This window comes from Methyloceanibacter sp. wino2 (assembly GCF_003071365.1).
Lineage (GTDB): Bacteria > Pseudomonadota > Alphaproteobacteria > Rhizobiales > Methyloligellaceae > Methyloceanibacter.
On the sequence record NZ_CP028960.1, the window covers coordinates 1,654,275 to 1,678,516 of the forward strand.

Genomic DNA, 24,242 nt, shown 5'->3' on the forward strand with positions numbered 1-24,242 from the left:
TGGTGGGCGTTAGCCAATCCGAAGGCTTTGCTAGTCAAACTGCAAGGCCTCTTTTAGGCTGATTCGTGAGTCGTTTTGGGGGCTCTTAATGGGTGCAGTTGCGGTGTTGCGTAGGCGTAAGACCTGGAACAGACGGGCAGGCGCCAAGATGCGGACCCTTATGAGATTATCGAGCGTTTCCAGCGCTGCGCTGTTTGCGGCGGCCCTTTGGGCTGCGCCGGCCGCGGCCGAGGAAACCGCACCCGGCAACGCCGACGATCCGATGACCATCGTCGTATCGCTGCCGAACCAGAGAGCGACGGTCTTCCGCGGCACGTCGGTGATCACAACCACGGCCGTGTCGACCGGTAAGCGCGGCTACGCGACCAAGGCTGGCGTCTACAGCATTCTCGAGAAGCGGCGGCGCCACTATTCGAACCTTTACAACGGCGCTCCCATGCCGTGGATGCAGCGCTTGACCTGGACGGGCACGGCTCTCCACGCCGGGGCCATCCCGGGCTATCCGGCCTCTCACGGCTGTATCCGCCTGCCCTATTCCTTCGCGCCCAAGCTGTTCAAGATGACCCAGGTCGGAGCGCAGGTCGTCGTCGCGCACAGCGCCGTCGAGCCGAAGCCGATCTCGCATCCGGCGCTGTTCCAGCCGCTGCCGCCGCCGATGCCCCCGGAGCTCCTGACCCAGACCGCGCCGGCCGCGAAGCCTCTGCGCAAGTCGAGCAACGAGACGACGCCCGAGCGGCCCTTCCGTTTGCCAATCATCTTCGCCAAGGCGACCGCCGTCACGCCGGAGCCCACCGCCGACAAGGCCTCCGCGAAGCTGGCGCTCGCTCCGGAGACAACGGGCTCGATCCCGCAGGCCGAGAGCCCCAAGACGCCGCACAGCCTGGACGACACGACTCGTCATGCGATCGACCCAAGCGCCGCTCCCTTCGTGGGCAGCGGCGCCCATGCGGTTGCCGCCAAGAGCCCGGCCACGGCTGCCGACGACGATTTGGCCGGAGCCGAAATTGCCGCCGTCGAGACCTCCGACGACTTCATGAAGCATCAGGATCGTCTGCTGGACCGCGAGGAGCCGAAGGGCCAGGACCGCTTGGCACCCGTGGACAAGACGGCAGCTTCCGACGAGCCGGTTGCCGAAGCAGAGGACGTGGCACCGCAGGCGGAAGACAGCGATCCGATTGCGGAACTCGTGAGCGATACGGCATCGCAGAGCATGCCTGCCGCCGACGCAACGCCGACAGTGACCGCCGACACGTTGGAGGCCAGTGCGCAGCAGCCCGTGACGGTGGCTCTTTCGGTCCTTGGTCTCAACGATCATCCGCCGCTGCCGCTGGAGCGGCCGTCCGCGATGACGTCGCGTTTGAAGGCCGGCGCCCGCGCTGCTGCGGTCGAAGCCGCAGATCCGATCTCTCAGGAGCCCCTGCGTATTCTCGTGACACGCCGGACGACGCGCGACCGTACGGTCGACGTTCAGTACATGCTGTCCGACATGGGCTATCTGGCGCCGCAGAACTTCGACGGCACGCGCGGGTCGGCAACGATCCGGGCGCTCAAGGCCTTCCAAAAAGATAACGAGATGCCCGTCACGGGCGCGTTCACCGACGACGTCATCAAGAAGATCTACGAAGTGGCCGGCAAGGAAGAGCCCGCGGAAGGGCAGCTTTTCGTTCGGCAAAAGTTTGCGAGCGTGTTCTCGACACCGGTCAGCTTCTCAAATCCGGACAAGCGGCTCGGCACGCATCTCTTCACGATCATGCATTTCGAGCCCGGCGCAAAGCAGGCCGAGTGGACCGCCATCAGCCTCAACGACGAGGAGACGGCGGAGTCAGTCCTCGACCGCATCAATATTCCGGCCGATGTGCGCCAGCGCATCTCCGAGCGCCTGACACCCGGCTCGTCGCTGATCGTGGCCGACACGGCCATCAACTCGGCGGCGCTGCCCAAGGGCGCTGATTTCCTGGTTTGGGATACGAGCAAGGGCGCAGCCGTCCAGCGGGCAAGCACCACGCCGAGCCGCACGGTGCGCAAGCGCTCGACCGCACAGCGTCCCAGCTACACGCGGGAACGGTCTCGCTCCCGCTATTCCTCGCGCCGCGCGCCGCGCCGCGGTTTCTTCCAGTTCTAGATCCAAGGCCACCGCGTCCGGTCTAACCGTGTCGGCACAGGCTGGCCGCGCGCCAGCGCGTGCCCGCGCCCGTCGGGCGCCCAATGCAGTCTGCCTTGTGAGAAATTGGAGCGGGCGATGGGATTCGAACCCACGACCCCAACCTTGGCAAGGTTGTGCTCTACCCCTGAGCTACACCCGCACTCCAAACCACCGACCGTCCTTGAATTTCAAGTCGCCTGGTGGTCATTTGCCACTGACTTGCACCACTGACGTGGCGGTGTCGTGGCCTTGTATTGCATCGCGTCCGGCCTGTCTAGCGAGGCCCGCCGCGCGGCAGCCGGGTCCTCTCGCGGCCCCGGTGAGGGGCTCCCATTAAAGGAACCGGGCAGCAAACGCAATGGAATTAGCACGCGCGAAGCTCTTTGCGTATCTGGACACGCTCGGAATTGCGTCGACGACCGTCGAACACGACGCCATGTTCACGGTCGAGCAGTCTCAGGCGCTGCGCGGGACGATTCCGGGCGCCCACACGAAGAACCTCTTCTTGCGCGACAAGGACAACCGGCTTGTCCTGGTCGTGGCCAAGGAAGACACGAAAGTGGATCTCAAGACCTTGGCCAAGACGCTGGGGCTCGGCCGCTTCAGCTTCGGAAAGCCCGAGCAGATGAAAGCCGTGCTCGGGGTCGAGCCTGGGTCGGTGACGGCGCTGGCCCTGATACATGAGGGCTCAAGGGACCTTGCCGCCGTGGTCGTTGACGAAGCCCTGATGGCGTTCGCGGAAGTGAACTGCCATCCCCTCGACAACCGCGCCACAACCCGTCTCGCGATGTCCGATCTCCTGCGCTTCATGCGGGCCTGCGGACACAAGCCTCGGGTGTTGCAGCTTCAGTGACATGGTGCGGACAAGGCGCGGCACGGAATGGGCGCCGTGCGCGGCGCCAAGGTTGCCAAACGCGGCGGGACGGCCCATCTTTCGAGGCGAGCGAGACAACCGCAAGACGCCGCGCGTTCGCAGCGGCCAACGGAATTTAGTATGAGCATGGATACCCCAATCCTGGGCGCCGATGGCGAGGCCACGCCCGGCGCCGAGACCGTCAAGAACACCACGACCCAGGACTTCATGCGCGATGTCATCGAGGCCTCGAACGAGCGGCCGGTGCTGGTCGACTTCTGGGCGCCCTGGTGCGGACCCTGCAAACAGCTGACCCCCGTTCTCGAAAAGGCGGTGCGCGCCACCAAGGGCGCCGTGGCGCTGGTCAAGATGAACATCGACGATCACCCCGAGATCCCCGGCCAGATGGGCGTCCAGTCCATCCCCGCCGTATTCGCTTTCAAAGAGGGGCGTCCGGTGGACGGCTTCATGGGAGCGCTGCCGGAATCGCAGATCAACGCCTTCATCGCACGGCTGGTGGGCGAGACGGTTGGGACCGCCGCCGACGTGGAGACGGCCACGGCCGCGCTCGAGGCAGGCGATGTCAACGCAGCGGCGCAGATCTTCGGTCAGATCATGCAGGACGAGCCCGAGAACATGGAGGCGCTCGCCGGCCTTGCGAGATGTTACGTGAAGACGGGCGACCTTGACCGCGCCGAACAGACGCTGGCGCTGGCACCCCCGAACAAGGCCGACAGCGCGCCCATCGCCGCGGCCCAGTCCGCGCTCGACCTTGCGCGAAAATCCAGCGATGCCGGCGACGTGGACACGCTGCGGGCGAAGGCGGCGCAATCGCCTGACGACCCGCAAGCCCAGTTCGACTTGGCCCTGGCTCTGAACGCGAGCGGAGACCGTGAAGAGGCGCTCGATGCGCTTTTGTCGATCGTCGCCAAGAACCGGAGCTGGAACGACGATGCAGCCCGGAAGCAACTTGTGCAGTTCTTCGAGGTTTGGGGTCCGGCGGACCCCGCGACGACCTCGGGCCGGCAGAGATTGTCGTCGCTGCTTTTTGCCTGACGAGGCCGATGGGGCGCGTTCCATGAACAACTCCTATGACAATCCCGGAGATCTACCCACGGTCTTGCCGGTGTTTCCCCTGCGCGGCTCGATCCTGCTTCCCCGCGCCTCGCTCACGCTCAACGTGTTCGAACCGCGCTACCTCGCGCTTGTGGATTATGCCTTGGCCAATGAGCGCCTCATCGGCGTGGTGCAGCCCGGCGGCAGCACGGGCTCGGCGGAGTCGCCGCAAGGAAAGTCCTTCCCGATCCGCCCCGTCGGCTGCGTGGGACGTATTACGAGCTTCAACGAGACCGACGATGGGCCGCTGGTCATTTCGTTGACAGGCATTTCGCGCTTCCTGGTTGGCGATGAAGCGACCTCCGACACGCCGTTCAGACTGTTTGCCGCAGACTTCAAGCCGTATACGGATGACTTTATCAGTGACCTCGGCGAGGAGGATGTGGATCGCGTGCGCCTGCTCGCGACTCTCAGGCGCTACCTCGAGGCCAACGGTCTGAACGCGGATTGGGAGCGGATCAACGAGGCGGCGAACGAGCAGCTCGTCAACACACTCTCGATCCTGTCGCCTTACGGGCCGGAAGAGAAGCAGGCGCTGCTCGAGGCGGCCAGCCTTAAAGAGCGCGCCGAGGCTTTGGTCGCCTTGGCGGAAATGGAATTGGCCTCGCGCGACGACAGTTCAGGGACTTCGCTGCAATGACCGATCCCAGCAAGACACCGAGCACGGAAAGCGGGAGCGTCGATCCACGGCTCCTGGAAATTTTAGTCTGCCCCCTGACGAAAACGTCATTGGACTACGATGCGCAGCGGCAGGAATTGATCAGCCGCGCGGCGGGGCTCGCCTACCCCATTCGTGACGGCATTCCCGTCATGCTGCCTGAAGAAGCGCGCGAGCTCGACCAGAGCTAGGCGTTCGCGCCGAACCGCCGAACCTCACACTGTCTGGGCGCGGCACAAATCCCGGACCTCCGCCGGCGTCATTCCCGAGTCTCGATAGGCACGGATCGCACGCGCATCGTCGCGCTTGGCGAGCCGTTTGCCGTTCTCGTCGCGCACCAGCGCGTGGTGGTGCCAAACCGGCACGGGCAGATCGAGGAGAGCCTGCAGGAGACGATGGATCGGCGTCGCGTCCAGCAAGTCCGCGCCTCGTATGACATGCGTCACCCCCTGGGCCGCATCGTCCACAACGACCCCAAGATGATAGGCGGCCGTGCCGATGTCCTTGCGCGCCAGCACGACATCGCCGACCTCGCGCCGCAGGGCATCGCAGTCCAGCGCCTGCCGGCCTGCGTGCGCAGGCCCCGTTTCGAGCCACGTTAGTGTTTCTCCCTGGACGAGGTGGAGCGCGCGATTGAGATCGAGGCGGATCGCATCCTCAGGTCCCGCGTCGGACAAGGGTCGTCCCCGGCACGTACCCGGATAGACCGACGGCGCATTGTTTGCGGGCGCGGCGCCTTCCTGCGGCGCGGCGAACGCAGCGCGGATGTCCGCGCGGGTGCAGCGGCACGGATAGGTCAGCCCGCGCGCGCTAAGGCGGGCGAGCGCGTCCGTATAGGCGGCATGCCGTTCCGATTGGCGCATCACGGGTTCCGGCCAGGCGAGCCCAAGCCAGGACAGGTCTTCGTAGATTGCGGCCTCGTATTCGGGGCGAACACGTCCAGTGTCCGTGTCCTCGATGCGAAGGAGACACACCCCATTGGCCGCTTGGGCGGCCTCCCAAGCCGTCAGGGCCGAATAGGCGTGCCCCAGATGCAGGAGCCCTGTCGGCGAGGGTGCAAATCGCGTCACGAAACCCGTGGACGCTGCCTCTTGGCCCGCCATGCCACTACAAATCCTCGCCGCGGAGGAGGCGCGGCACATCGCCTGTCGCGCCCGCGGCTTCGCGGACGAGAAAGCGTTTAAGGCCGGGCGCGCGGTCGACTAGCCCCATGCCGAGGTCGCGGATCGCCCTTAAGGGTGCGCTGTCGTTCGAGAACAACCGGTTCATGCCGTCCATCGCCGCGCCCGAGAACGCGCTGTCGAAGCGGCGCCAACGCTGGTAACGCCCGAGCGCCGTCGCCGAACCAATGTCGAGTCCCAAGCGCGCGCTGTCAGTGATCGCCTCCACCAAGGCGGCCACATCGCGCAGCCCGATATTGAGCCCTTGGCCGGCGAGCGGATGCACCACATGGGCCGCGTCGCCCACCAACGCCAGGCGATCGCCGACAAAAGCACGGGCCATCTGGAACGAGAGCGGAAAAGCGCGCGGGGGTCCTTCGAGCGAGATCGTCCCCAAGCGGTGACCGAAGCGGCGGCTGAGTTCGGCCAGGAAGATGTCCGGGTCGCCCTCGACGAGAGTCTTCGCGAGGTCGGCGTCCTCGGTCCAGACGATCGAGGAGCGGTTGCCCTTCAGCGGCAGGATGGCAAAGGGACCCGAGGGGAGGAAGTGTTGGATCGCGCGGCCCTGGTGAGGACGTTCATGGGCGACGGTCGCCACGATCCCCATCTGCGCGTAGGACCAGCCGATACATTTGATACCAGCGCGCTCGCGCAGTTTCGACTTCTTGCCGTCAGCCGCAACCAGCAGCACCGCCCGCAAGGTCCGCCCGCTCGCTAGATGTATGGTGGCGCCGAACCCGTCGGTCTCGAAGGTCTGAACCGTATCCGGCGCAATGAGGTCGATCGCCGGTTCCGTGCGCACCTCGTCCGCGATCGCCCCGAGGAGCGCCCCGGCTTCGACGAGCCAAGCTTTCGTCCCCTCATCCTTCAGCTCGTCCGCAAAACCCAGAAGATGAGGCCGCAAGGCCGCATTGAGCGGACTGTCGGTGATCTCTATCGCATCCATGGACTGCGCGCCTGGTTCCAGGCGGGACCACAGCCCGACGGCATTGAGGAGGTTCTTCGAGGCAGGCGACAGCGCGAGTCCGCGCCCGTCCGGCGGCTGCTCCGCGTCCGGCGGGGCCGCATCGACAAGCGTCACGTGGCAGGTCTTCGGCGCGAGACGGGCCAGCGCCAAGGCGAGGACGCCCCCGGCGAAGCCTCCACCGGCAACGACGATGTGGAAACCGCTCTGTCCTTTGGCACTCTGCGACACCGGCCTTCTATAGGCGAGCCGGCGCGCCCGCGCCACATCTTGCGTGCCGGACCGCGAGCGGCACGGCGCCCGATGGGGCTAAGCGCCTTTTCGTACCCGCAATCAAGCTGCTATGGGCTGGGGCTTGGGCGCGTCGCCCCAACCCACGCCGTCGAACGAGGTCCGTCCTATGAGCGCTGCCGTCGATCAACTTCTGTCGATCCTCGACCTTGAACCCCTGGAGCACAATCTGTACCGGGGCCTGAGTCCCCAGATCGGCTGGCAGCGGGTGTTCGGCGGCCAGGTTATCGGTCAGGCCCTTGTCGCCGCCCAGCGGACGGTGGAGGACCGGGGTGCCCATTCGCTCCATGCCTATTTTTTGCGCGCTGGCGATCCCGCCGTCCCGATCATCTACGAAGTGGACCGGCTCCGAGATGGCAAGAGCTTCTCGACCCGGCGCGTCGTGGCGATTCAGCACGGCCACCCGATCTTTTCCATGTCGGCGTCGTTTCAGCGGCAAGAGAAGGGGCTCGAGCACCAAATGCCTATGCCCGACGTGCCGCCGCCCGAGGAGGTCCCGAGCGAGGCCGCCCTCGCCGAGACGCTGATGGATCGAATGCCGCCTCCGGCCAAGGCCTATTGGCAGGCCGAGCGTCCCATCGAGATGCGGCCCGTTGATCTATCGCGCTATTTGTCGCCGCAGAAGCGCGACCCGAGCCAGTACATCTGGATTCGGGCGAACGGCTCCTTGGCCGACGACCCGGCCTTACATCAATGTGTCCTCGCCTACGCCTCGGACTTCACCCTCCTGGATACGGCCCTCGTCGCCCATGGCCGGTTCGTTTTCGATCCAAACCTGATGCTGGCGAGCCTGGACCACGCCCTGTGGTTCCACCGGCCCTTCCGGGCGGATGAATGGCTTCTCTACGCTCAAGACAGCCCGATATCGGGCGCAGCACGGGCGTTCTGTCGGGGCACGTTCTTCACGCGCGATGGGCGCCTCGTCGCCTCCACAGCCCAAGAAGGGCTTGTGCGCGAACGCGTGCCGTCCAAATAGCCTATTTTCTGTGCATCCTGTCAGTTTTGCTGCATAGCTGTGCATCTTGCTGCTGCTCAACCAATGCGCAGGGCGCGGCCATCATCGTAAAATTTCCGTAAAACCAACGAGTTGAGGACACATTTGCCGACTTGGCACGCAGCTTGACTCTGTCAACGGGTTCCAGCGGCTGAACTGCGGCAACATCCGCCCAGACAGCCGTCAACATTAGGAGGGCTCAAACAGATGAAGCTGGTGATGGCAATCATCAAGCCATTCAAGCTCGACGAGGTGCGCCAAGCCCTCACAGAGCTTGGACTGCAAGGCATGACCGTTACCGAGGTCAAGGGATACGGACGGCAGAAAGGCCACACGGAAATCTACCGTGGCGCCGAGTACGCGGTGAACTTCCTACCGAAGATCAAGATCGAAGTCGTGGTGCCGGCCAAGATGGTCGACAACGCCGTGGACGCGATCGTCGCGGCCGCGAAGACCGGTCAGATCGGCGATGGCAAGATCTTCGTCGTTCCCGTCGAGCAAACGGTGCGCATTCGCACCGGCGAAACCAACGAATCTGCACTGTGATTGGGGGAAAGTTGAAGATGACGACCTTTGCCAAATACATGTTCGGCGTGGTCGCAGCGCTCTTTTTGGTAGCGCTGTTCCATGCCGACTCGGCATTTGCTGAGGGCGCCTCTCAGGCGGCCACTGCTCAAAGTGCCCAGATGACCGAGTTTCAGGTAGCCCAGGCTGAAGAGCCGCCGGCCGAAGAACCTCTCGCCGAAGCGGGCGAAGAGGCCGAACCTGAAGCCACACTCGACACAGGCGACACGGCCTGGATGATCGTCGCCACGGCTATCGTGCTGATGATGTCCATTCCCGGTCTCGCCCTGTTCTATGGCGGCCTCGTCCGTAAGAAGGGCGTTCTGGCTGTCCTCATGCAGGTGTTTGCAATCGTCTGCTTGATGACGCTGCTGTGGTACTTCGTCGGCTACTCGCTGGCTGCGACCGACGGCGGTTCACTGAACGCGTATATCGGCGGCTTCGACAAAATGTTCCTTGCCGGTATCGGTTCGGACACGTTGAGCGGCACGATCCCCGAGTCGGTGTTCTTCATGTTCCAGCTCACCTTCGCGGCCATTACCCCGGCCCTGATCGTGGGTGCTTTTGCGGACCGCATGAAGTTCTCCGCCGTGTGCATCTTCATGTGCCTGTGGCTGATCATCGTCTATGTGCCGGTCTGGCACTGGGTCTGGGGCGGCGGCTTCCTCTCCGAGGACGGCGTTCTCGACTTCGCTGGCGGTACGGTCGTTCACATCAATGCCGGTGTTGCCGCTCTCGTGGCGTGTATCTTCCTCGGCAAGCGTGTGGGTTACCCGAACGAGAACATGGCACCGCATAACCTGGTGCTCAGCGTGATCGGTGCTTCGCTGCTGTGGGTTGGCTGGTTCGGCTTCAACGCCGGTTCGGCTCTCGGTGCCAATGGCGGCGCCGGCATGGCCATGCTTGCGACGCAAGTCGCGACGGCAGCTGCGGCTCTTGCCTGGATGTTCGTCGAATGGCTCGTCCACAAGAAGCCGTCCGTACTCGGTATCATCTCCGGTGCCGTTGCGGGCCTCGTGGCCATTACCCCGGCTTGCGGCTTCGTCGATGGTTGGGGCGCACTCTGGATCGGTATTGCCGCCGGTGTGATCTGCTTCTTCATGTCGACTGCCGTGAAGAAGGCTCTTGGCTATGACGACTCGCTCGACGTCTGGGGCATCCACGGCGTTGGCGGTATCGTCGGCGCCATCCTCACCGGCGTCTTCGCCGTTGAGGCGATCGGCGGTACGGCCGGCCTGCTCGAGGGCAACCCCGGCCAGGTGCTGACCCAGCTTTGGGGCATCGTCGCCACCATCGTGTGGTGCGCGATCGCGACCTTCGTGATCCTGATCGTCACCAACATTCTGGTGGGTCTCCGGGTCAGCGAGCCGGTCGAGATCGAGGGCTTGGACATCAATCTCCATGGTGAGACCGTCCAATAAGCCTTCGCGCAAAACAAAGAGGGACAAGAACATTGGAGAATTTGAGCTAGGTCTCCTCCTCCCTTGACAGCTAGCTCCACCTCGGACCCCGGCATCACTTCGATGCCGGGGTCTCTTTATGTCGAGCCGCGCAACGTCCGAGCGCGGCATGGCTGCAAGCCGCGCCGTTGCTGCGAGCCACGACTTGGCCTACACGCAGGCGCACGATGACCAACTCTAAAGCCGCCGCCGAAACCGCCCTCGACGCCCTGATCCAATCGCCGTTTGCCCGGCTGAACGCGTTGCTGGAGGACACGCCTCCCGGGGCCGACCCCATTCTGTTCTCGCTGGGGAGCCGCACACGGCGCTGCCCCCCTTCGTGCAGCCCGTGCTGGACGAGCATGTTGCCTCGTTCGGAAAATACCCGCCCATTCGCGGCATACCGGAATTGCGCCAGGCCATCTGCGGGTGGCTCGGGCGGCGCTACCCTGCGCTTGACGGCGTGGCCGACCCGGAACGGCATGTGCTGCCGCTCAACGGCTCGCGGGAGGGACTCTTCTCCGCGATCTTTCCGGCGCTAGCGCGAAAGCCGAACATCGCCGACCGGGCCGTCCTCATTCCGAACCCGTTCTATCAAGTCTACGCGGCGGCCTCGGCGGTTGCGGGCGCCGAGCCCATCTTTCTGAGATCCGGCGCCGATACAGGATTTCTGCCGGATCTCGACAGCCTGGATCCGGTGCTTCTTCAGCGGACGGCGGCGCTCTATCTGTGCTCGCCGTCAAATCCCGAAGGCGCCGTGGCCTCTCGTGACTATCTCGAGAAGGCGATTCGCCTCGCCTGGGCCCACGATTTTCTGCTCTGCGCCGACGAATGCTATTCGGAGATCTATGCCGATACGCCGCCCCCAGGCGCCTTGGAGGTGGCGCTGGAGACCACGGGCAGCCTCGCCAACGTGGTTTCCTTCCAGTCCCTGTCGAAACGCTCCGGGCTTCCGGGCCTGCGATCGGGATTTATCGCGGGTGATCCGGCGTTTTTGGCTGCTTTCGGGCGCTTTCGGAACGTTGCCTGCCCCCAGGTTCCCTTGCCGATCCAATACGTTTCCGCCGCGGCGTGGGCCGACGAGACCCATGTGGAGCAGGCGCGCGCCGTCTACCGGGCCAATTTCGAGGCCGCAGAGGCCATTCTTCAAGACCGGTACGGCTATGCCAGGCCGGAAGGCGGCTTTTTTCTTTGGCTGAATATGGCCGATTTCGGGGGCGGCGAAGAGGCCGCGAAAACCCTTTGGAAAGGATGTGGCGTCAAAGTTCTCCCAGGGACCTATCTCACGAAGTCGCAAGACGGCCAGGCCGATCCCGGCCGGGACTACGTCCGCCTTGCGCTCGTGCACGACGCGGAGACAACGCGCGACGGCCTTGCGCGGATCGTCGCCACATTGGGCTAGAGGGACAGCGAGCAAGCGGTATGGCAGCAACAGGCAGATCAGAACCGAAGCGACGCCTCCTGCCGAGCGCTGTCGCGCATGGCCTGCGGCGCCTGATGTTCGGCACCTACGGGTTTGTCCTGATCGCAGGGGCCTGCGCCGTGTGGCTGGCGCTGGCGACCTGGTCCGTCCACGATCCCAGCCTCAACAATGCGACCCCCGTCGTTCCGCGCAATCTTCTGGGAGATTGGGGCGCCGTGATCGCGGATCTCGGGATTCAATCCCTGGGACTTGCCGCGATCTTCATGTTCCTGCCGCTGGCAGCCTGGGGCTGGCATCTCGTGACCAATACGGTTCCCGGCAAGATCAAGTATCGCCTCTTGGCGTGGCCCTTCGCCGGCCTTCTCCTCGCCGCCGCCTTCGCCGGACTGCCCCAGCCCAAGAGCTGGCCGCTGCCGAACGGGCTCGGCGGCATCCTCGGGGACTTCATCATGGCCGGGGCCCATGTCATCGGACCGTTCCTGCCTGAAGCGGCTGTGTCCTTCGTCGCCGGCCTCGTGTTCATGATCGCCGGCTTCGGGCTCTTGTTCTTCGCAAGCGGCACCAGCGTCTCGAAGCTGGTCAGCTTGTGGGCCCCACGTCCGAGCGCCGCCGAGGAGTGGGCCAACGCCTGGCTCGGCGCTGCGATGCATGTGTCCATCGACAGTTTCGCGCGTGTGCGGCGGCTGTTCCGCCGCAAGCCGAGCGCCGCGGCCGTGGATGACGACGACCTCGAGGCCGACGAGGACCTGGAGCCAGATCTCCAGCCCTGGGAAGACGCGGAGGAGGAGCAGAGGCTGCTCGCCTACGACGACGGCCGCATCGAGCCGTCCTTCGGACCGGCGCCGCTCGTCGACAATCGCTATGCCGAGGACTCCTACGACGATGAGGACGGTCCCGCAGACCCCGGGTACCGCATCACACGCACCGAGGAGCCGCAGCGCAAACCGGTCCGCAAGCAAACGCGGGTTGCGGCGCGCCCGAGCGGTGCACCATTCGACCCGCCGTCCGTGAGGCTGCTGCAGGCCAAGCCGCGCGTCGCACGGGGCGCCGGGATCAGCGACGAGACGTTGCAGGAGAATGCCCGCGAGCTCGAGGGCGTGCTTCAGGACTTCGGCGTGAAGGGCGAAATCACGAATGTGCGCCCGGGGCCCGTGGTCACTCTCTACGAGCTGGAGCCTGCACCCGGCACGAAGTCGTCGCGCGTGATCGGTCTCGCCGACGACATCGCCCGGTCCATGAGCGCCATCGCCGCCCGCGTCGCCGTCGTACCCGGACGCAATGCCATCGGCATCGAGCTTCCGAACGAGCGGCGCGAGATGGTGATGCTCCGTGAACTGTTCGAATCGCCCGACTTCCAGCAAACCGATGCGCGGCTCGCGTTGTCGCTCGGCAAGACCATCGGCGGCGAACCCATGGTCGCCGACCTGTCGCGGATGCCCCATCTGCTCATCGCCGGTACGACAGGCTCGGGTAAGTCCGTCGGCATCAACACGATGATCCTGTCGCTGCTCTATCGACTGTCGCCGGAGCAGTGCAAGTTCATCATGATCGACCCGAAGATGCTGGAATTGTCGGTCTATGACGGCATTCCGCATCTCCTTGCGCCCGTCGTGACCGATCCGAAAAAGGCCGTCGTCGCCTTGAAATGGACGGTTCGCGAGATGGAGGAGCGCTACAAGCGCATGTCCAAGCTCGGTGTGCGGGACATCAAGGGCTACAACGCCCGCATCGCACAAGCCGAGGCCAAGGGTGAGACCCTGACCCGGACGGTGCAAACCGGCTTCGATCGCGAAACCGGGCAGGCCATCTACGAACAAGAAGAGATGGACTATGAGGCGATGCCGTACATCGTCGTCATCGTCGACGAGATGGCGGACCTCATGATGGTCGCCGGCAAGGACATCGAGGCGGCAGTCCAGCGCCTGGCGCAGATGGCCCGCGCGGCCGGTATTCACCTCATCACCGCGACGCAGCGGCCGAGCGTGGATGTCATCACCGGTACCATCAAGGCGAACTTCCCGACGCGGATCAGCTTCATGGTGACCTCCAAGATCGACAGCCGCACGATCCTGGGCGAGCAGGGCGCCGAGCAGCTCCTGGGTCAGGGCGACATGCTCTACATGGCGGGCGGCGGCCGGATCATCCGCGTCCATGGCCCGTTCGTGTCGGATGATGAGGTGGAGAAAGTCGTCCGCCATCTGAAGAAACAGGGCGTGCCTGCCTATCTCGATGCGATCACCGAGGACGATGAGTCCGGCGACGACGAGGATGGCGGCGCGGCCGAGTATGGCGACGGCAGCAACGACCTCTACGATCAGGCCGTGGCCGTGGTGCTCCGCGACAAGAAGGTCTCGACCAGCTACATTCAGCGGCGCTTGGGGATCGGCTACAACCGTGCCGCCACCCTGATCGAGCGGATGGAGAAGGAAGGCCTGATCGGCCCCGCCAACCACGCCGGCAAGCGTGAAATCCTCGTCGGCAACGACGACGGCGCCTCCCCCTACTAGACCCCCGCGACAAAACGGGTCGCCGCCAAGAAGTTGACCATATTTTGCGGAATCGTCTATTCCGAGGCGTTGAACACACGTCCTCGCCAAGCGGGCTCCGATGATGGGGGATTTATGACGAAAGGCTGCGCTGCACGAGCTGCCGCAGGTCTGCCGATTGCGTTCTGCCTGACCATGGGTCTGGCATATGCTCAGGGCTCCTCGACAACCGTCACCAAGACACCCGCGCCACAACCCGCATCTCCCGAGGCTCTGCGTCCAAGCATCGACCAGAGCGTTCTGCCGGTCGAGAGCGCGGTCCCGGTTGAAGAGGTTGTACCGCCGAAGGTTGACGAGGGAGGGAGCTGGCAGGTTGCGGTCGAGCAAGCCAAGGGTCCGACTCCGCTGGTCGGGCAGCAGCAAGCCGCGGCGGTCAGCAAGATCAACGCCTACTTCAACGGCATGACGAGCCTTGAGGGCAATTTCAGTCAGACGGACGCGAGCAACAACCGCACGCACGGTCGTTTCTACGTGCTGCGTCCCGGAAAGATCCGCTTCGACTATGCGCCCCCGAGCCCGTTGCGCATCGTGGCCGACGGTCACTCGCTCGGTATTCAGGACACGAGCCTGAAGACAGTCGAGAAATATCCCATCAAGTCGACCCCGTTCCGGCTGCTGCTGGGGAAGACGGTCGATCTCGGACGGGACGCCAAGATTGTCGGCGTCGAGCGCGACAACGGCAGCCTGGCGATCACGCTGGAGGACCAGAAGGGGACAGCCGGGCATATCCGGCTCTTGTTCAAGTCCGGCGGTACTCTCGAACTGCAGGAGTGGACCATCACGGACGCGCAAGGCCTGACCACACGCGTGACGGTGGACAGTCTCGTCCGCGGGCGCAAGAAATCGCCTACTTTCTTCAAGATTAAGGAAGAGACCAACCCATTTAGAATGGGTGGCTGAATCAGAGACTTACGGCATTAGCTTCATCTTCTTTACTACTTATTAAGTTTTTCTTGTGGCAAAGCTTGAAGTCGGCGGTGGGACTGCATATCTCTGGATCAGAAGCGGACCACATCGCTTTTCATCGGCAGTGCCCCCCGTCTAGCCGAAGGTGTGGTCTGCTCGAGCCGGCTTCCCTCCCGGCTCGCGCGAAGAACGCGCTTTAGGCGTCCAACCCCGCGCAGCGGTTGGACGCCTTTTTCTTTGCCCGGAGTCTTGTTGGGCCGCCATCCCCAGAAAACAGCGCCTTAGCCGGCCGTTACCATTGCGCGGGCCCCGGTGACGGATTAGCAAGCCTGATCATGCGTTTCAGACTGGCCACGTGGAATATCAACTCCGTTCGCCTTCGGCTCGATCTCGTTCAACGCTTCGTGCGCGCCGAAAACCCGGACGTGCTCTGTCTGCAAGAGATTAAGTGCCAGGAGGATCAGTTCCCACGCGCCGCCTTCGAGGCGATGGGCTTTCCGCATATCGCCGTGACCGGCCAGAAGGGCTACCACGGCGTGGCGACGGTTTCGAAAATTCCCCTCGTGAAAATGGACCGCATGGATCTGTGCGGCGACGGGCACGCACGCCACGTCTCCGTCGTGCTGGACGACGGCCTGATCGGTCATAAGCCGCTGACTTTGCATAATTTTTATATACCCGCCGGGGGCGACATTCCCGATCCGGTGGCCAACACCAAGTTCCAGCACAAGCTCGATTTCCTCGATGCCCTGACGGCTTGGTCGGCGGCACACAAGACCAAGGCCAAGAACCGCATGATCCTGGTCGGAGATCTCAACGTGGCGCCGCTGCCGACGGATGTGTGGTCTCACAAACAGCTTCTGAAAGTCGTCAGCCACACGCCGCCCGAGACCGAACGGATGGCAAAGGCGCTCGCGTCGCACGACTGGATCGACGTCATGCGCCGCCACGTGCCGCCGGAGGAATCGCTGTTCACCTGGTGGAGCTACCGCAACCGCGACTGGCGCGTCTCCAACCGAGGGCGCCGCCTCGACCATATCTGGACGACGCCGGCCTTGGAGGGCGCGGCTGTCGCCATGCGGGTCCTGCAAGAGACGCGCGACTGGGAGCGCACGTCGGACCATGTGCCGGTGATTTCGGATTTCGAGATCGGGTGACGCGGCTCTCGGCCGCTTGTCGGTAAAGACCTATCAGGGAACGAGCTTGTAGCCGCCCGTCTCGGTGATCAGAAGCTCGGCCTGGGACGGATCCTTCTCGATCTTCTGGCGCAGACGGTAGATGTGGGTCTCGAGCGTGTGGGTCGTGACCCCGGCGTTGTAGCCCCAGACTTCGTGCAGCAGGACGTCGCGCGTCACCACGCGCTCTCCGGCGCGGTAGAGATATTTGAGGATCGACGTCTCTTTCTCGGTGAGCCGGATCTTCTTCCCGCCATTGGCCTCCAGCAGCAGCTTCGAGGCAGGCTTGAACGTGTACGGCCCGATGGTGAAGACAGCGTCCTCACTCTGCTCGTGCTGCCGGAGCTGGGCGCGGATGCGCGCCAGAAGGACACCGAGCCGGAACGGCTTGGTGACATAGTCGTTCGCGCCCGACTCGAGACCCAGAATGGTGTCGGCATCGGAGCTTTGGCCCGTCAGCATGATGATCGGCCCCTTGAAGCCGCCGCGCCGCAGGAGCTTGCAGGCCTCGCGGCCGTCGAGATCCGGCAGCCCCACGTCCAGCAGGACCAGATCCACATGGCCGTTGCGGGCAAGCTTGAGTCCGTCCTGCGCCGTCGAGGCGAGTTCTGTTTCGAACTCCTCGTGCAGCGACAGCTGCTCGCTCAAGGACTCGCGCAGCTCATCGTCATCGTCGATGATGAGGATCTTGCGCGCATTGCTCATGGGGCGGTCCTTCCCGACTGATTTCTGCCAAGGGCTTGTTGCTGGTCGCCAGCAGGACAGTTTCTCGGTACACGTTCTTAAGGGGGCGCAGCGAAGCTACAAGTATATCGATTCTCTGGCGTATTGGCGAATGGAGGCCCCGCGGGCGTGAAACGGCCCAAGCCCATCATTGTCCGCCGCGCGCCCGGACGGCCGACGGAGGCGCGGGTACAGCTCGCCCATGGCGTCCGCCGGGCGGCACTCGGCCGAGGCGGCATCAAGCCGCTCAAACGCGAAGGCGACGGCGGCACACCAACTGGGCCGCTGCCCGTGCGCCGCGTGTTCTACCGGGCAGACCGGCTCTTACGGCCGCGCACCCCGTTTCCCCTCAAGGCGATCAACCCGCGCGACGGCTGGTGCGACGACCCGTCGGACCGAAACTACAACCGCCACGTCCGCATTCCCTACGGCCCGAGCACCGAGTCCATGCTGCGCGAGGACGCGCTCTACGACATCGTGCTGGTTCTGGGACACAACGACCGGCCGCGAATCCGGGGGCGCGGCAGCGCGATCTTCAGTCACCTCGCCCGGCCAGGCTACACGCCGACAGAGGGCTGCATCGCCTTCTCGCTGCGGGATCTGCAAGCAGTGCTCGCCCAGCTGCGTCCAGGCGGGCGTTTTCTGGTGCTGCCCTAGCCGGCGCCGCCTAGTCGAGCAGGACGCGCGCGCCGAAGATTGCCGTACCGACCCGGACATGGGTCGCCCCGAAAACGATCGCCGTTTCGAAGTCGCCGCTCATGCCCATGCTGAGTTCGGGGAGGCCGAGTTCGTCCGCCAGCTTGGCCAGCAAGGCGAAGTGCATGGCTGGCTCTTCATCGACCGGGGGAATGCACATCAGTCCCTCGATCGGCAGGTTGAAGGTCTCGCGGCAGAGCTCGACGAATTCGGCAACGTCGTCCGGCGCCACTCCGGCCTTTTGCGGCTCCTCGCCCGTATTCACCTGGACCAGGCAGCGCGGGCGCTTGCCCGTGCGCTCCATTTCCTCGGCGAGGGCCCGCGCAAGCTTCGGCCGGTCCACGGTCTGGATGACATCGAACAGCGCCACGGCGTCCTTGACCTTGTTCGTCTGCAGCGGTCCGATGAGATGCAGTTCGATGCCGGGGTGAAGCTCCTTCAGCGCCGGCCACTTGCCCAATGCTTCCTGCACGCGGTTCTCGCCGAAGACGCGCTGGCCCGCCTCGATGGCGTCTTCGATTGCGGCGGCGGGCATGGTCTTGCTGACGGCCACCAACTCGACGGCGTCGGCCGGGCGATCCGCGCCCTCGCAGGCAAGACGGATATCCTCCCGAACCTGGTTCAGGCGGGCCGGAATTTCGGCGGCGGAGTGGCTTTCTGTGTTCATGCGGGATTCCCGGCGCCCATCATTAGCGGCAGCACCCAGCATGTCCAGCACCCGCGCAGGTCATGCCGCCGCACGGCATCACCGCGCGCTTGACCCGGTTGCCGATTTGGTTTCGATTGCCGCGCAATCGAGAAAAGAATGGGGTGACTATGGCCGCGGATCGCTACGACGCGCCGGCACGTGAAAAGCACTGGCAGAAGGCCTGGGACGACAGGGGCCTGTTCGAGGCGCAGGAGGATGGCGGGCGCCCGAAATACTACGTGCTCGAGATGTTTCCGTATCCTTCGGGGCGGATCCACATGGGCCACGTGCGCAACTACACCATGGGCGACGTGGTGGCGCGTTTCATGCGCGCGCGCGGCTACAACGTGCTGCATCCCATGGGCTGGGACGCCTTCGGCCTGCCGGCCGAGAACGCCGCCATCGAGCGCGGCGTCCATCCGGGCAAGTGGACCTACGACAATATCGCGACCATGCGCGGCCAGCTGAAGAGCATGGGCCTGTCGCTGGACTGGTCGCGGGAGATCGCCACCTGCGATCTGGAATACTACCACCAGCAGCAGAAGCTCTTTCTCGACATGCTCGCGGCGGGCCTCGTCGACCGCAAGACGCGCAAGGTGAACTGGGACCCGGTCGACAACACCGTGCTCGCCAACGAGCAGGTCATCGACGGGCGCGGCTGGCGCTCGGGCGCGCTGGTGGAGCAACGCGAGCAGCCCGAATGGGTGTTCAAGATCACGGACTATGCCCAGGATTTGTTGGACGCGCTCGAAACGCTCGAGCGCTGGCCGGACAAGGTGCGCCTGATGCAGGCGAACTGGATCGGGAAATCCGAAGGTCTGCTCCTCAAGTTCGAGACATCGCCTGGCGGCAGCCCGGAGGGCTTCGAGACCGTCGAGGTCTTCACCACGCGTCCCGATACGCTGTTCGGGGCGTCCTTCGTGGCCATCGCGCCCGATCATGCGCTTGCGCAGGCCATCGCCTCCTCTAACCCGGAAGCGCGCGCCTTCGTCGAGGAGTGCCAGCGGCACGGCACGAGCGCGGCGGAAATCGAGACGCTGGAGAAGAAGGGCTACGATACGGGCGTGCGCGTCGCGCATCCAATGATCGAAGGGGCCGAGCTGCCGGTCTACATCGCCAACTTCATTCTCATGGAGTACGGCACCGGCGCCGTCTTCGGCTGTCCGGCGCACGATCAGCGCGACCTGGAATTCGCCCGCGCCTATGGGCTGCCCGTACTGCCCGTGGTGCTGCCGCCCGGCGCGGACCCCAAAGCGTTCGAGGTCGGCGAGGAAGCCTATACGGGCGACGGAACATTGTTCAATTCCGGCTTCCTCGACGGGTTGGCCGTGGTCGATGCCAAGAACGCCATGGCCGATCGCCTGGAGGCGCGCGAGGTCGGCGGGGCACCGCAGGGGGTGCGCAAGACGCAGTTCCGCTTGCGCGACTGGGGCATCTCCCGCCAGCGCTATTGGGGCTGTCCCATCCCCATGATCCATTGCGAGACCTGCGGGCTCGTGCCGGTGCCGGACGAGGATCTGCCCGTCAAGCTGCCCGAGGACGTAACCTTCGACGTGCCCGGCAATCCGCTCGACCGGCATCCCACCTGGAAGAAGGTGTCCTGTCCCAAATGCGGCGGCGCGGCGACGCGCGAGACCGACACCATGGATACGTTCGTCGATTCGTCCTGGTACTTCGCGCGGTTCTGTTCGCCGCGGGCCAGCGTGCCGACCGACACGAACGCGGTCGGCTATTGGCTGCCCGTGGACCAATATATCGGCGGCGTCGAGCACGCGATTCTGCATCTGCTCTATGCGCGCTTCTTCACGCGCGCCATGCACAAGACCGGACACGTGGCGCTCGACGAGCCCTTCCAGGGCCTGTTCACCCAAGGCATGGTCACCCACGAGACCTACAAGGACGAGGACGGCAAGTGGCTGTTCCCGGAAGACGTCGCCACGCGCGACGGAAAGTCCGTACACGTCTCAACCGGCGCGCCCGTCACGGTCGGCGCCGTCGAATCGATGTCGAAGTCGAAGAAGAACGTCGTCGATCCGGACAGCATCATCGGGACCTACGGCGCCGATACGGCCCGGTGGTTCATGCTCTCCGATACCCCACCCGAGCGCGACATCGAGTGGACCACGGGCGGCGTCGACGGCGCCCACCGGTTCCTGCAGCGCATCTGGCGCCTCGCCGGCGAGGCGGCGCAGAAGGGCGCCGCTGCCGGAACCGCCTGTCCGGCGGACTTGGACGGCAACGCGCTTGCCCTGCGCCGGGCGACCCACAAGACCATCGCGGCGGTCACGAGCGCCGTCGAGCGGCTGCGATTCAACTCGGCCGTGGCACAGATCTACGAGCTGGCCGGTACCCTTTCCTCGGCGCTGCAGGCCGAAGCCCCAAGCGAGGGGGTCAAATTCGCGATTCGCGAGGCTGCCGAGGCTCTGGTGCGGGTGGCAGCGCCCATGGTGCCGCACTTGGCCGAGGAATGCTGGAAAATCATGGGAAATCAAGGCCTTGTGGCCGAACAGGCCTGGCCCGAGGCCGAGTCCTCATTGTTGACCGAAGATTCGGTCACAATCGCCGTCCAGGTGAATGGCAAGAGGCGAGGCGAATTGACGATTGCGCGCGACGCCTCGAAAGAAGATATTGAGGCTGCGGCGCTTGCGCTGGCTCCGGTCGCGCGCGCCATTGAGGGACGGGAAATTCGGAAGATCGTGGTCGTACCACAGAGGATCGTCAATGTGGTCGCGTAGTCGCGCATTCGCTGTTGTCGCGGTAGCCGCCATCGCCGGGCTGGGCCTGGCGGGCTGCGGATTCCAGCCGCTGTACGGCAGCAATACAACGACCGCCTCCGGGGCACGGCTTTCGGAGGCGATGTCGGCGGTCGACGTGCAGCCGATCCCCGGCCGTGTCGGGCAGAAGGTCCGCAACGAGCTGATCTTCTCGAACACCGGCGGCGGCGCCGCGCCGACCCCCCGCTACCAGCTCAAGATTGCCCTGAAAGAGCGCGACATTCAGCAGCTCGTGCAGGTGACCGGTAACGCGCAAGGGCAGGTCTACCAGCTCCAGGCCACGTATAGGCTCACGGACATCGCCACCGGCAAGGTCATCCACGAAGGCAAGGCCGTTTCGCGGGCGCCGTACACGCGCTTCCAGGAAGTGTTCGCGAATGTGCGGGCCCGGTACAACGCCGAGGACCGCGCCGCCGAGACGGTCTCGCAAAGCATCAAGAGCCAACTCGCGGCCTACCTTGCGACCACGTAGCCAGCCTCACCGGCCCGGCGGCGTTCTCATGATTTGCGGGCGGTCACGCCCCGTGCTGGCTTGAGCCCGAGTTTGAGCCCATGATTCCTTGGTCCCATGGTCGCCTATAAAGCCGCCACCGTTTCACGATTCCTCCGGTCTCCGGATCCCGCGTGCCGGGCCATGCTGGTCTATGGGCCCGATGCCGGGCTCGTGTCGGAGCGGGCGGCCGCTCTCGCCAAGACTCTGGCCGACAGACTAGGCAAGGACGCCGAGGTGGTCCGCCTGGACGACCGGGACTTCGCGGAGGATCCGGCCCGGCTGGAGGTCGAATGCAGGACGCGATCCATGTTCGCCTCCGGCAAGGTCGTGCGGGCGAAGGCCGGAGCCAAACTCGACGTCGCCGCGCTCAAGGCCCTGTTCTCGGAGCCTTTCGACAATCCCCTCGTCATCGAGGCGGGAAATCTCCGGCCCGATTCGGCGCTACGGAAGCTGTTCGAGAAGCATGCCGAGGCCGCTGCCCTGCCCTGCTATGCGGACGAGCGGGGCCTATCGGAGCTGATCGAGACGGAACTCGCCAAGAGCCATTTGTCCATCGACCGTGAGACCAAGGCCTATCTGATGGGACGCCTCGGGGCCGACCAGGCGCTGTCGCGGGGCGAGGTCGCCAAGCTCGCCCTCTATGCGCAAGGCGCGGAACAGGTCACTCATGACGACGTCGCCGCCATCGTCGGGGACGCGTCGGAGATCGCCCTCGACAATTTCGTCTACGCCGTGAGTGCCGGCGATGCCGCAAAGGCTTTGCGCGAACTCAACCGGCTGGCCGCGTCGGGCACGGACCGCACCGTGGCCCTCGGCGCCTTGTCGCGCCATTTCACCAAGCTCTACCTCGTCGCCACCCACAAGGGCACGATCGAGGACGGCGCCAAGAAGCTGCGGCCGCCACTGCACTACAAGCAGCGGGACGTGTTTCTCAGCCATTGCCGCAAATGGGGCGCCCGGCGGCTGGCGAGCACCCTGCCCTTGATTCAAGAGGCCGTGCGCCGGACCCGGCGGTCGCCTGACCTTGGGCCGGCCTTTGGCGAACGGCTTCTGTTGGCGCTCGCGTCAAAGGTTTGACGCCGCGCCTGCGCGTTCTTATTCAGTAGGCGACTTCACTTACAGAGGGATGCGCAATGGAGCACCAGGCTGCCGGACAGGACCCCGCGACGTTCGAGCGCCGCAACAAGCTCTTCATGCTGTTGCAGGCGAAGGCCTTCCGGCGCGGGAAGGTGGTCCTCGCCTCGGGCAAGGAGAGCACCTACTACTTCGATATGAAGCCGGCGATGCTCGACCCGGACGGCGCGGCGCTGATGGCCGAGCTTATTCTTCAGGAGCTCGAGGGCATCGAGGCGGACGCCGTCGGCGGGCTCGAGATGGGCGCCGTTCCCTTGATCGCGCCTGTCGCCATGAAGTCTCCCGCCTATGGGCGCTACCTGCCCGGCTTCTTCGTGCGCAAAGCGGTCAAGGACCACGGCACCAAGAAGCGCGTCGACGGAAATGACATCACAGGGAAGACGGTCGTCATTCTCGAAGACGTAACGACGACGGGCGGCTCCGCCATGGATGCGGTCAAGGTCGTCGAGGACGCCGGCGCCAAGGTGTCCCTGGTCATCTCGATCCTCGACCGTGGCGAAGGCGCGGCGGCGCTCTATGCCGGCGCAGGCGTTCCCTTCAAGTCTCTATTCAAGGCCGAAGAGTTTCTCGGCGCCGACGCGGCATAACATCCGTATACGTCGTATTTAGGAACGACGATTGCGGCTAGCGGCCGGGTGTGCGCATGAGCCGTTCGCGCAAGTCTTCGAGCTGATCGAAATTCGTGTAGCGAATGCGCAGCTCGCCGCGTTCGCCGCGTCCGCTCTTGATCTCGACACGCAGGCCCAGCGCCTCGTGCAGCTCCGTCTCGGCGGCGCGCGTATTGGCGTCCTTGCCGGCCTTGGCTTTCGTCTTGCCCTTGGCCTTTTGTTCCTGGGCCAGCGCCTCCACCTGGCGCACGGTCAGGCCTTCCTTGACGATACGCTCGGCAAGCTGCGCGGCATCATCGCGCCCGATCAGCGCGCGGGCGTGACCTGCACTGAGATCGCCATTGCGGACAAGGTCACGGACAGCCTTGGGCAACTTCAGTAGGCGGAGCGTATTGGCAAGGTGACTGCGGCTCTTGCCGATGACCTTGGACAGGTCTTCCTGGGTGTAGTCGTGACCGTCCATGAGCGCCTGATAGCCCTCGCCCTCTTCGATGGCGTTGAGGTCCTCGCGCTGAACGTTCTCGATGATCGCGATCTCGATCGCTTCCTTATCCGTCAGTGTACGGATGATAACGGGAACCTCGTGGAGGTTGGCCCGCTGGGCCGCGCGCCAGCGGCGCTCGCCGGCGACGATCTCGTATTTGTCGGTTCCCTTCGGCCGCACGACGAGCGGCTGCACCAGACCGCGCTCGCGAATGGACGCCGCGAGCTCATCGAGCTGGGCATCGGGGAAGTCGCGCCGCGGGTTGTAGGAACTCGCCTTGAGCGCCGATAGAGCCACGGTTCGCTGATCCTCGGAAGCGAGCGGGGCTCCCGTCGGCTCGTCTCCGATGAGGGAGGCGAGGCTCCGGCCCAATCGCTTCTTCTGTGCGCTCACTGCCATCTTCTTGGTCT

Annotated in this window: 22 protein-coding genes and 1 tRNA gene; 17 read left to right on the top strand and 6 right to left on the bottom strand. The window is 64.7% G+C overall.

Features of this window, described 5'->3' with window-relative positions; translation table 11 throughout:
* Positions 1 to 160 precede the first annotated feature (160 nt).
* Positions 161 to 2,122: a L,D-transpeptidase family protein gene (locus tag DCY11_RS15485; protein WP_159079871.1), complete on the top strand. Its 1,962-nt coding sequence runs from the start codon at positions 161 to 163 to the stop codon at positions 2,120 to 2,122.
* Positions 2,123 to 2,228: 106 nt separating this feature from the next.
* On the opposite strand, the gene DCY11_RS07670 is transcribed toward DCY11_RS15485, so the two are convergent.
* Positions 2,229 to 2,303: transfer RNA gene (locus DCY11_RS07670), tRNA-Gly, on the bottom strand.
* A 198-nt stretch (positions 2,304 to 2,501) separates the two neighbouring features.
* Here DCY11_RS07670 and DCY11_RS07675 point away from each other — a divergent pair.
* From DCY11_RS07675 to DCY11_RS07690, 4 genes are all read left to right on the top strand, one after another.
* The gene (locus DCY11_RS07675) at positions 2,502 to 2,996 is read left to right on the top strand and encodes a prolyl-tRNA synthetase associated domain-containing protein (protein WP_108682394.1); all 495 of its coding nucleotides are present in this window, start codon (positions 2,502 to 2,504) and stop codon (positions 2,994 to 2,996) included.
* 147 nt (positions 2,997 to 3,143) lie between these two features.
* A complete protein-coding gene (gene trxA / locus DCY11_RS07680) occupies positions 3,144 to 4,052 on the top strand; it encodes a thioredoxin (protein ID WP_208430430.1) in 909 nt (302 codons plus the stop codon).
* 22 nt (positions 4,053 to 4,074) lie between these two features.
* The gene (locus tag DCY11_RS07685) at positions 4,075 to 4,752 is read left to right on the top strand and encodes an LON peptidase substrate-binding domain-containing protein (protein WP_245409309.1); all 678 of its coding nucleotides are present in this window, start codon (positions 4,075 to 4,077) and stop codon (positions 4,750 to 4,752) included.
* The gene (locus DCY11_RS07690) at positions 4,749 to 4,961 is read left to right on the top strand and encodes a Trm112 family protein (RefSeq protein WP_108682397.1); all 213 of its coding nucleotides are present in this window, start codon (positions 4,749 to 4,751) and stop codon (positions 4,959 to 4,961) included. Before DCY11_RS07685 ends, DCY11_RS07690 begins: the two co-directional genes overlap by 4 nt.
* Before the next feature lie 24 nt (positions 4,962 to 4,985).
* Here the strand turns inward: DCY11_RS07690 and gluQRS are convergent, their stop codons facing one another.
* Together gluQRS and DCY11_RS07700 are read right to left on the bottom strand one after the other, a co-directional pair.
* Entirely contained in the window at positions 4,986 to 5,873 is an 888-nt protein-coding gene (gluQRS, locus tag DCY11_RS07695; protein ID WP_108682398.1) for a tRNA glutamyl-Q(34) synthetase GluQRS, read from the bottom strand.
* 4 nt (positions 5,874 to 5,877) lie between these two features.
* Positions 5,878 to 7,125 (bottom strand): FAD-dependent monooxygenase, encoded by a 1,248-nt coding sequence (locus DCY11_RS07700; RefSeq protein ID WP_108683732.1) that lies wholly within the window; start codon positions 7,123 to 7,125, stop codon positions 5,878 to 5,880.
* Between the two features lie 169 nt (positions 7,126 to 7,294).
* Here DCY11_RS07700 and tesB point away from each other — a divergent pair, with 169 nt between their 5' ends.
* From tesB to DCY11_RS07740, 7 genes are all read left to right on the top strand, one after another.
* Positions 7,295 to 8,161 carry an acyl-CoA thioesterase II gene (gene tesB / locus DCY11_RS07705; RefSeq protein WP_108683733.1) on the top strand — a complete coding sequence of 289 codons (867 nt, stop codon included), beginning with the start codon at positions 7,295 to 7,297 and terminating at the stop codon, positions 8,159 to 8,161.
* Positions 8,162 to 8,386: 225 nt separating this feature from the next.
* Positions 8,387 to 8,725 carry a P-II family nitrogen regulator gene (locus DCY11_RS07715; RefSeq protein ID WP_045363861.1) on the top strand — a complete coding sequence of 113 codons (339 nt, stop codon included), beginning with the start codon at positions 8,387 to 8,389 and terminating at the stop codon, positions 8,723 to 8,725.
* Positions 8,726 to 8,979: 254 nt separating this feature from the next.
* Positions 8,980 to 10,164 (top strand): ammonium transporter, encoded by a 1,185-nt coding sequence (locus DCY11_RS07720; protein WP_371515044.1) that lies wholly within the window; start codon positions 8,980 to 8,982, stop codon positions 10,162 to 10,164.
* A gap of 358 nt (positions 10,165 to 10,522) precedes the next feature.
* The gene (locus DCY11_RS07725) at positions 10,523 to 11,584 is read left to right on the top strand and encodes an aminotransferase class I/II-fold pyridoxal phosphate-dependent enzyme (protein WP_245409310.1); all 1,062 of its coding nucleotides are present in this window, start codon (positions 10,523 to 10,525) and stop codon (positions 11,582 to 11,584) included.
* Positions 11,585 to 11,604: 20 nt separating this feature from the next.
* Positions 11,605 to 14,112 carry a DNA translocase FtsK gene (locus DCY11_RS07730; RefSeq protein ID WP_108682400.1) on the top strand — a complete coding sequence of 836 codons (2,508 nt, stop codon included), beginning with the start codon at positions 11,605 to 11,607 and terminating at the stop codon, positions 14,110 to 14,112.
* A gap of 114 nt (positions 14,113 to 14,226) precedes the next feature.
* A complete protein-coding gene (locus tag DCY11_RS07735) occupies positions 14,227 to 15,051 on the top strand; it encodes an outer-membrane lipoprotein carrier protein LolA (protein WP_108682401.1) in 825 nt (274 codons plus the stop codon).
* 341 nt (positions 15,052 to 15,392) lie between these two features.
* Positions 15,393 to 16,214 carry an exodeoxyribonuclease III gene (locus DCY11_RS07740; RefSeq protein ID WP_108682402.1) on the top strand — a complete coding sequence of 274 codons (822 nt, stop codon included), beginning with the start codon at positions 15,393 to 15,395 and terminating at the stop codon, positions 16,212 to 16,214.
* A 33-nt stretch (positions 16,215 to 16,247) separates the two neighbouring features.
* Here the strand turns inward: DCY11_RS07740 and DCY11_RS07745 are convergent, their stop codons facing one another.
* The gene (locus tag DCY11_RS07745; RefSeq protein ID WP_108682403.1) at positions 16,248 to 16,937 is read right to left on the bottom strand and encodes a response regulator transcription factor; all 690 of its coding nucleotides are present in this window, start codon (positions 16,935 to 16,937) and stop codon (positions 16,248 to 16,250) included.
* 147 nt (positions 16,938 to 17,084) lie between these two features.
* On the opposite strand from DCY11_RS07745, the gene DCY11_RS07750 reads away from it, so the two are divergent.
* Positions 17,085 to 17,612 (top strand): L,D-transpeptidase, encoded by a 528-nt coding sequence (locus DCY11_RS07750; protein WP_245409311.1) that lies wholly within the window; start codon positions 17,085 to 17,087, stop codon positions 17,610 to 17,612.
* 10 nt (positions 17,613 to 17,622) lie between these two features.
* On the opposite strand, the gene DCY11_RS07755 is transcribed toward DCY11_RS07750, so the two are convergent.
* Positions 17,623 to 18,318: a YggS family pyridoxal phosphate-dependent enzyme gene (locus tag DCY11_RS07755; RefSeq protein ID WP_108682405.1), complete on the bottom strand. Its 696-nt coding sequence runs from the start codon at positions 18,316 to 18,318 to the stop codon at positions 17,623 to 17,625.
* Positions 18,319 to 18,467: 149 nt separating this feature from the next.
* Between DCY11_RS07755 and leuS the strand changes: the two genes are divergently transcribed.
* From leuS to pyrE, 4 genes are all read left to right on the top strand, one after another.
* Positions 18,468 to 21,074 carry a leucine--tRNA ligase gene (leuS, locus tag DCY11_RS07760; RefSeq protein ID WP_108682406.1) on the top strand — a complete coding sequence of 869 codons (2,607 nt, stop codon included), beginning with the start codon at positions 18,468 to 18,470 and terminating at the stop codon, positions 21,072 to 21,074.
* Positions 21,061 to 21,585, top strand: a complete 525-nt coding sequence (locus DCY11_RS07765) for an LPS assembly lipoprotein LptE (RefSeq protein ID WP_069444001.1) — start codon at positions 21,061 to 21,063, stop codon at positions 21,583 to 21,585. The genes leuS and DCY11_RS07765 overlap by 14 nt, the downstream gene beginning before the upstream one ends.
* Positions 21,586 to 21,681: 96 nt before the next feature.
* The gene (gene holA, locus DCY11_RS07770) at positions 21,682 to 22,683 is read left to right on the top strand and encodes a DNA polymerase III subunit delta (RefSeq protein ID WP_108682407.1); all 1,002 of its coding nucleotides are present in this window, start codon (positions 21,682 to 21,684) and stop codon (positions 22,681 to 22,683) included.
* Positions 22,684 to 22,739: 56 nt separating this feature from the next.
* Positions 22,740 to 23,327 (top strand): orotate phosphoribosyltransferase, encoded by a 588-nt coding sequence (gene pyrE / locus DCY11_RS07775; RefSeq protein ID WP_108682408.1) that lies wholly within the window; start codon positions 22,740 to 22,742, stop codon positions 23,325 to 23,327.
* 37 nt (positions 23,328 to 23,364) lie between these two features.
* Here pyrE and DCY11_RS07780 read toward each other — a convergent pair whose 3' ends face one another.
* The gene (locus DCY11_RS07780; protein WP_108682409.1) at positions 23,365 to 24,231 is read right to left on the bottom strand and encodes a ParB/RepB/Spo0J family partition protein; all 867 of its coding nucleotides are present in this window, start codon (positions 24,229 to 24,231) and stop codon (positions 23,365 to 23,367) included.
* Positions 24,232 to 24,242: the final 11 nt, after the last annotated feature.

Excerpts from the sequence above, each read along its gene's own strand:
- DCY11_RS15485 (WP_159079871.1), top strand. The coding sequence starts at position 161 with ATGAGATTATCGAGCGTTTCCAGCGCTGCGCTGTTTGCGGCGGCCCTT.
- DCY11_RS07675 (WP_108682394.1), top strand. The coding sequence starts at position 2,502 with ATGGAATTAGCACGCGCGAAGCTCTTTGCGTATCTGGACACGCTCGGA.
- trxA (WP_208430430.1), top strand. The coding sequence starts at position 3,144 with ATGGATACCCCAATCCTGGGCGCCGATGGCGAGGCCACGCCCGGCGCC.
- DCY11_RS07685 (WP_245409309.1), top strand. The coding sequence starts at position 4,075 with ATGAACAACTCCTATGACAATCCCGGAGATCTACCCACGGTCTTGCCG.
- DCY11_RS07690 (WP_108682397.1), top strand. The coding sequence starts at position 4,749 with ATGACCGATCCCAGCAAGACACCGAGCACGGAAAGCGGGAGCGTCGAT.
- gluQRS (WP_108682398.1), bottom strand. The coding sequence starts at position 5,873 with ATGGCGGGCCAAGAGGCAGCGTCCACGGGTTTCGTGACGCGATTTGCA.
- tesB (WP_108683733.1), top strand. The coding sequence starts at position 7,295 with ATGAGCGCTGCCGTCGATCAACTTCTGTCGATCCTCGACCTTGAACCC.
- DCY11_RS07715 (WP_045363861.1), top strand. The coding sequence starts at position 8,387 with ATGAAGCTGGTGATGGCAATCATCAAGCCATTCAAGCTCGACGAGGTG.
- DCY11_RS07720 (WP_371515044.1), top strand. The coding sequence starts at position 8,980 with ATGATCGTCGCCACGGCTATCGTGCTGATGATGTCCATTCCCGGTCTC.
- DCY11_RS07730 (WP_108682400.1), top strand. The coding sequence starts at position 11,605 with ATGGCAGCAACAGGCAGATCAGAACCGAAGCGACGCCTCCTGCCGAGC.
- DCY11_RS07735 (WP_108682401.1), top strand. The coding sequence starts at position 14,227 with ATGACGAAAGGCTGCGCTGCACGAGCTGCCGCAGGTCTGCCGATTGCG.
- DCY11_RS07740 (WP_108682402.1), top strand. The coding sequence starts at position 15,393 with ATGCGTTTCAGACTGGCCACGTGGAATATCAACTCCGTTCGCCTTCGG.
- DCY11_RS07745 (WP_108682403.1), bottom strand. The coding sequence starts at position 16,937 with ATGAGCAATGCGCGCAAGATCCTCATCATCGACGATGACGATGAGCTG.
- DCY11_RS07755 (WP_108682405.1), bottom strand. The coding sequence starts at position 18,318 with ATGAACACAGAAAGCCACTCCGCCGCCGAAATTCCGGCCCGCCTGAAC.
- leuS (WP_108682406.1), top strand. The coding sequence starts at position 18,468 with ATGGCCGCGGATCGCTACGACGCGCCGGCACGTGAAAAGCACTGGCAG.
- DCY11_RS07765 (WP_069444001.1), top strand. The coding sequence starts at position 21,061 with ATGTGGTCGCGTAGTCGCGCATTCGCTGTTGTCGCGGTAGCCGCCATC.
- holA (WP_108682407.1), top strand. The coding sequence starts at position 21,682 with ATGGTCGCCTATAAAGCCGCCACCGTTTCACGATTCCTCCGGTCTCCG.
- pyrE (WP_108682408.1), top strand. The coding sequence starts at position 22,740 with ATGGAGCACCAGGCTGCCGGACAGGACCCCGCGACGTTCGAGCGCCGC.
- DCY11_RS07780 (WP_108682409.1), bottom strand. The coding sequence starts at position 24,231 with ATGGCAGTGAGCGCACAGAAGAAGCGATTGGGCCGGAGCCTCGCCTCC.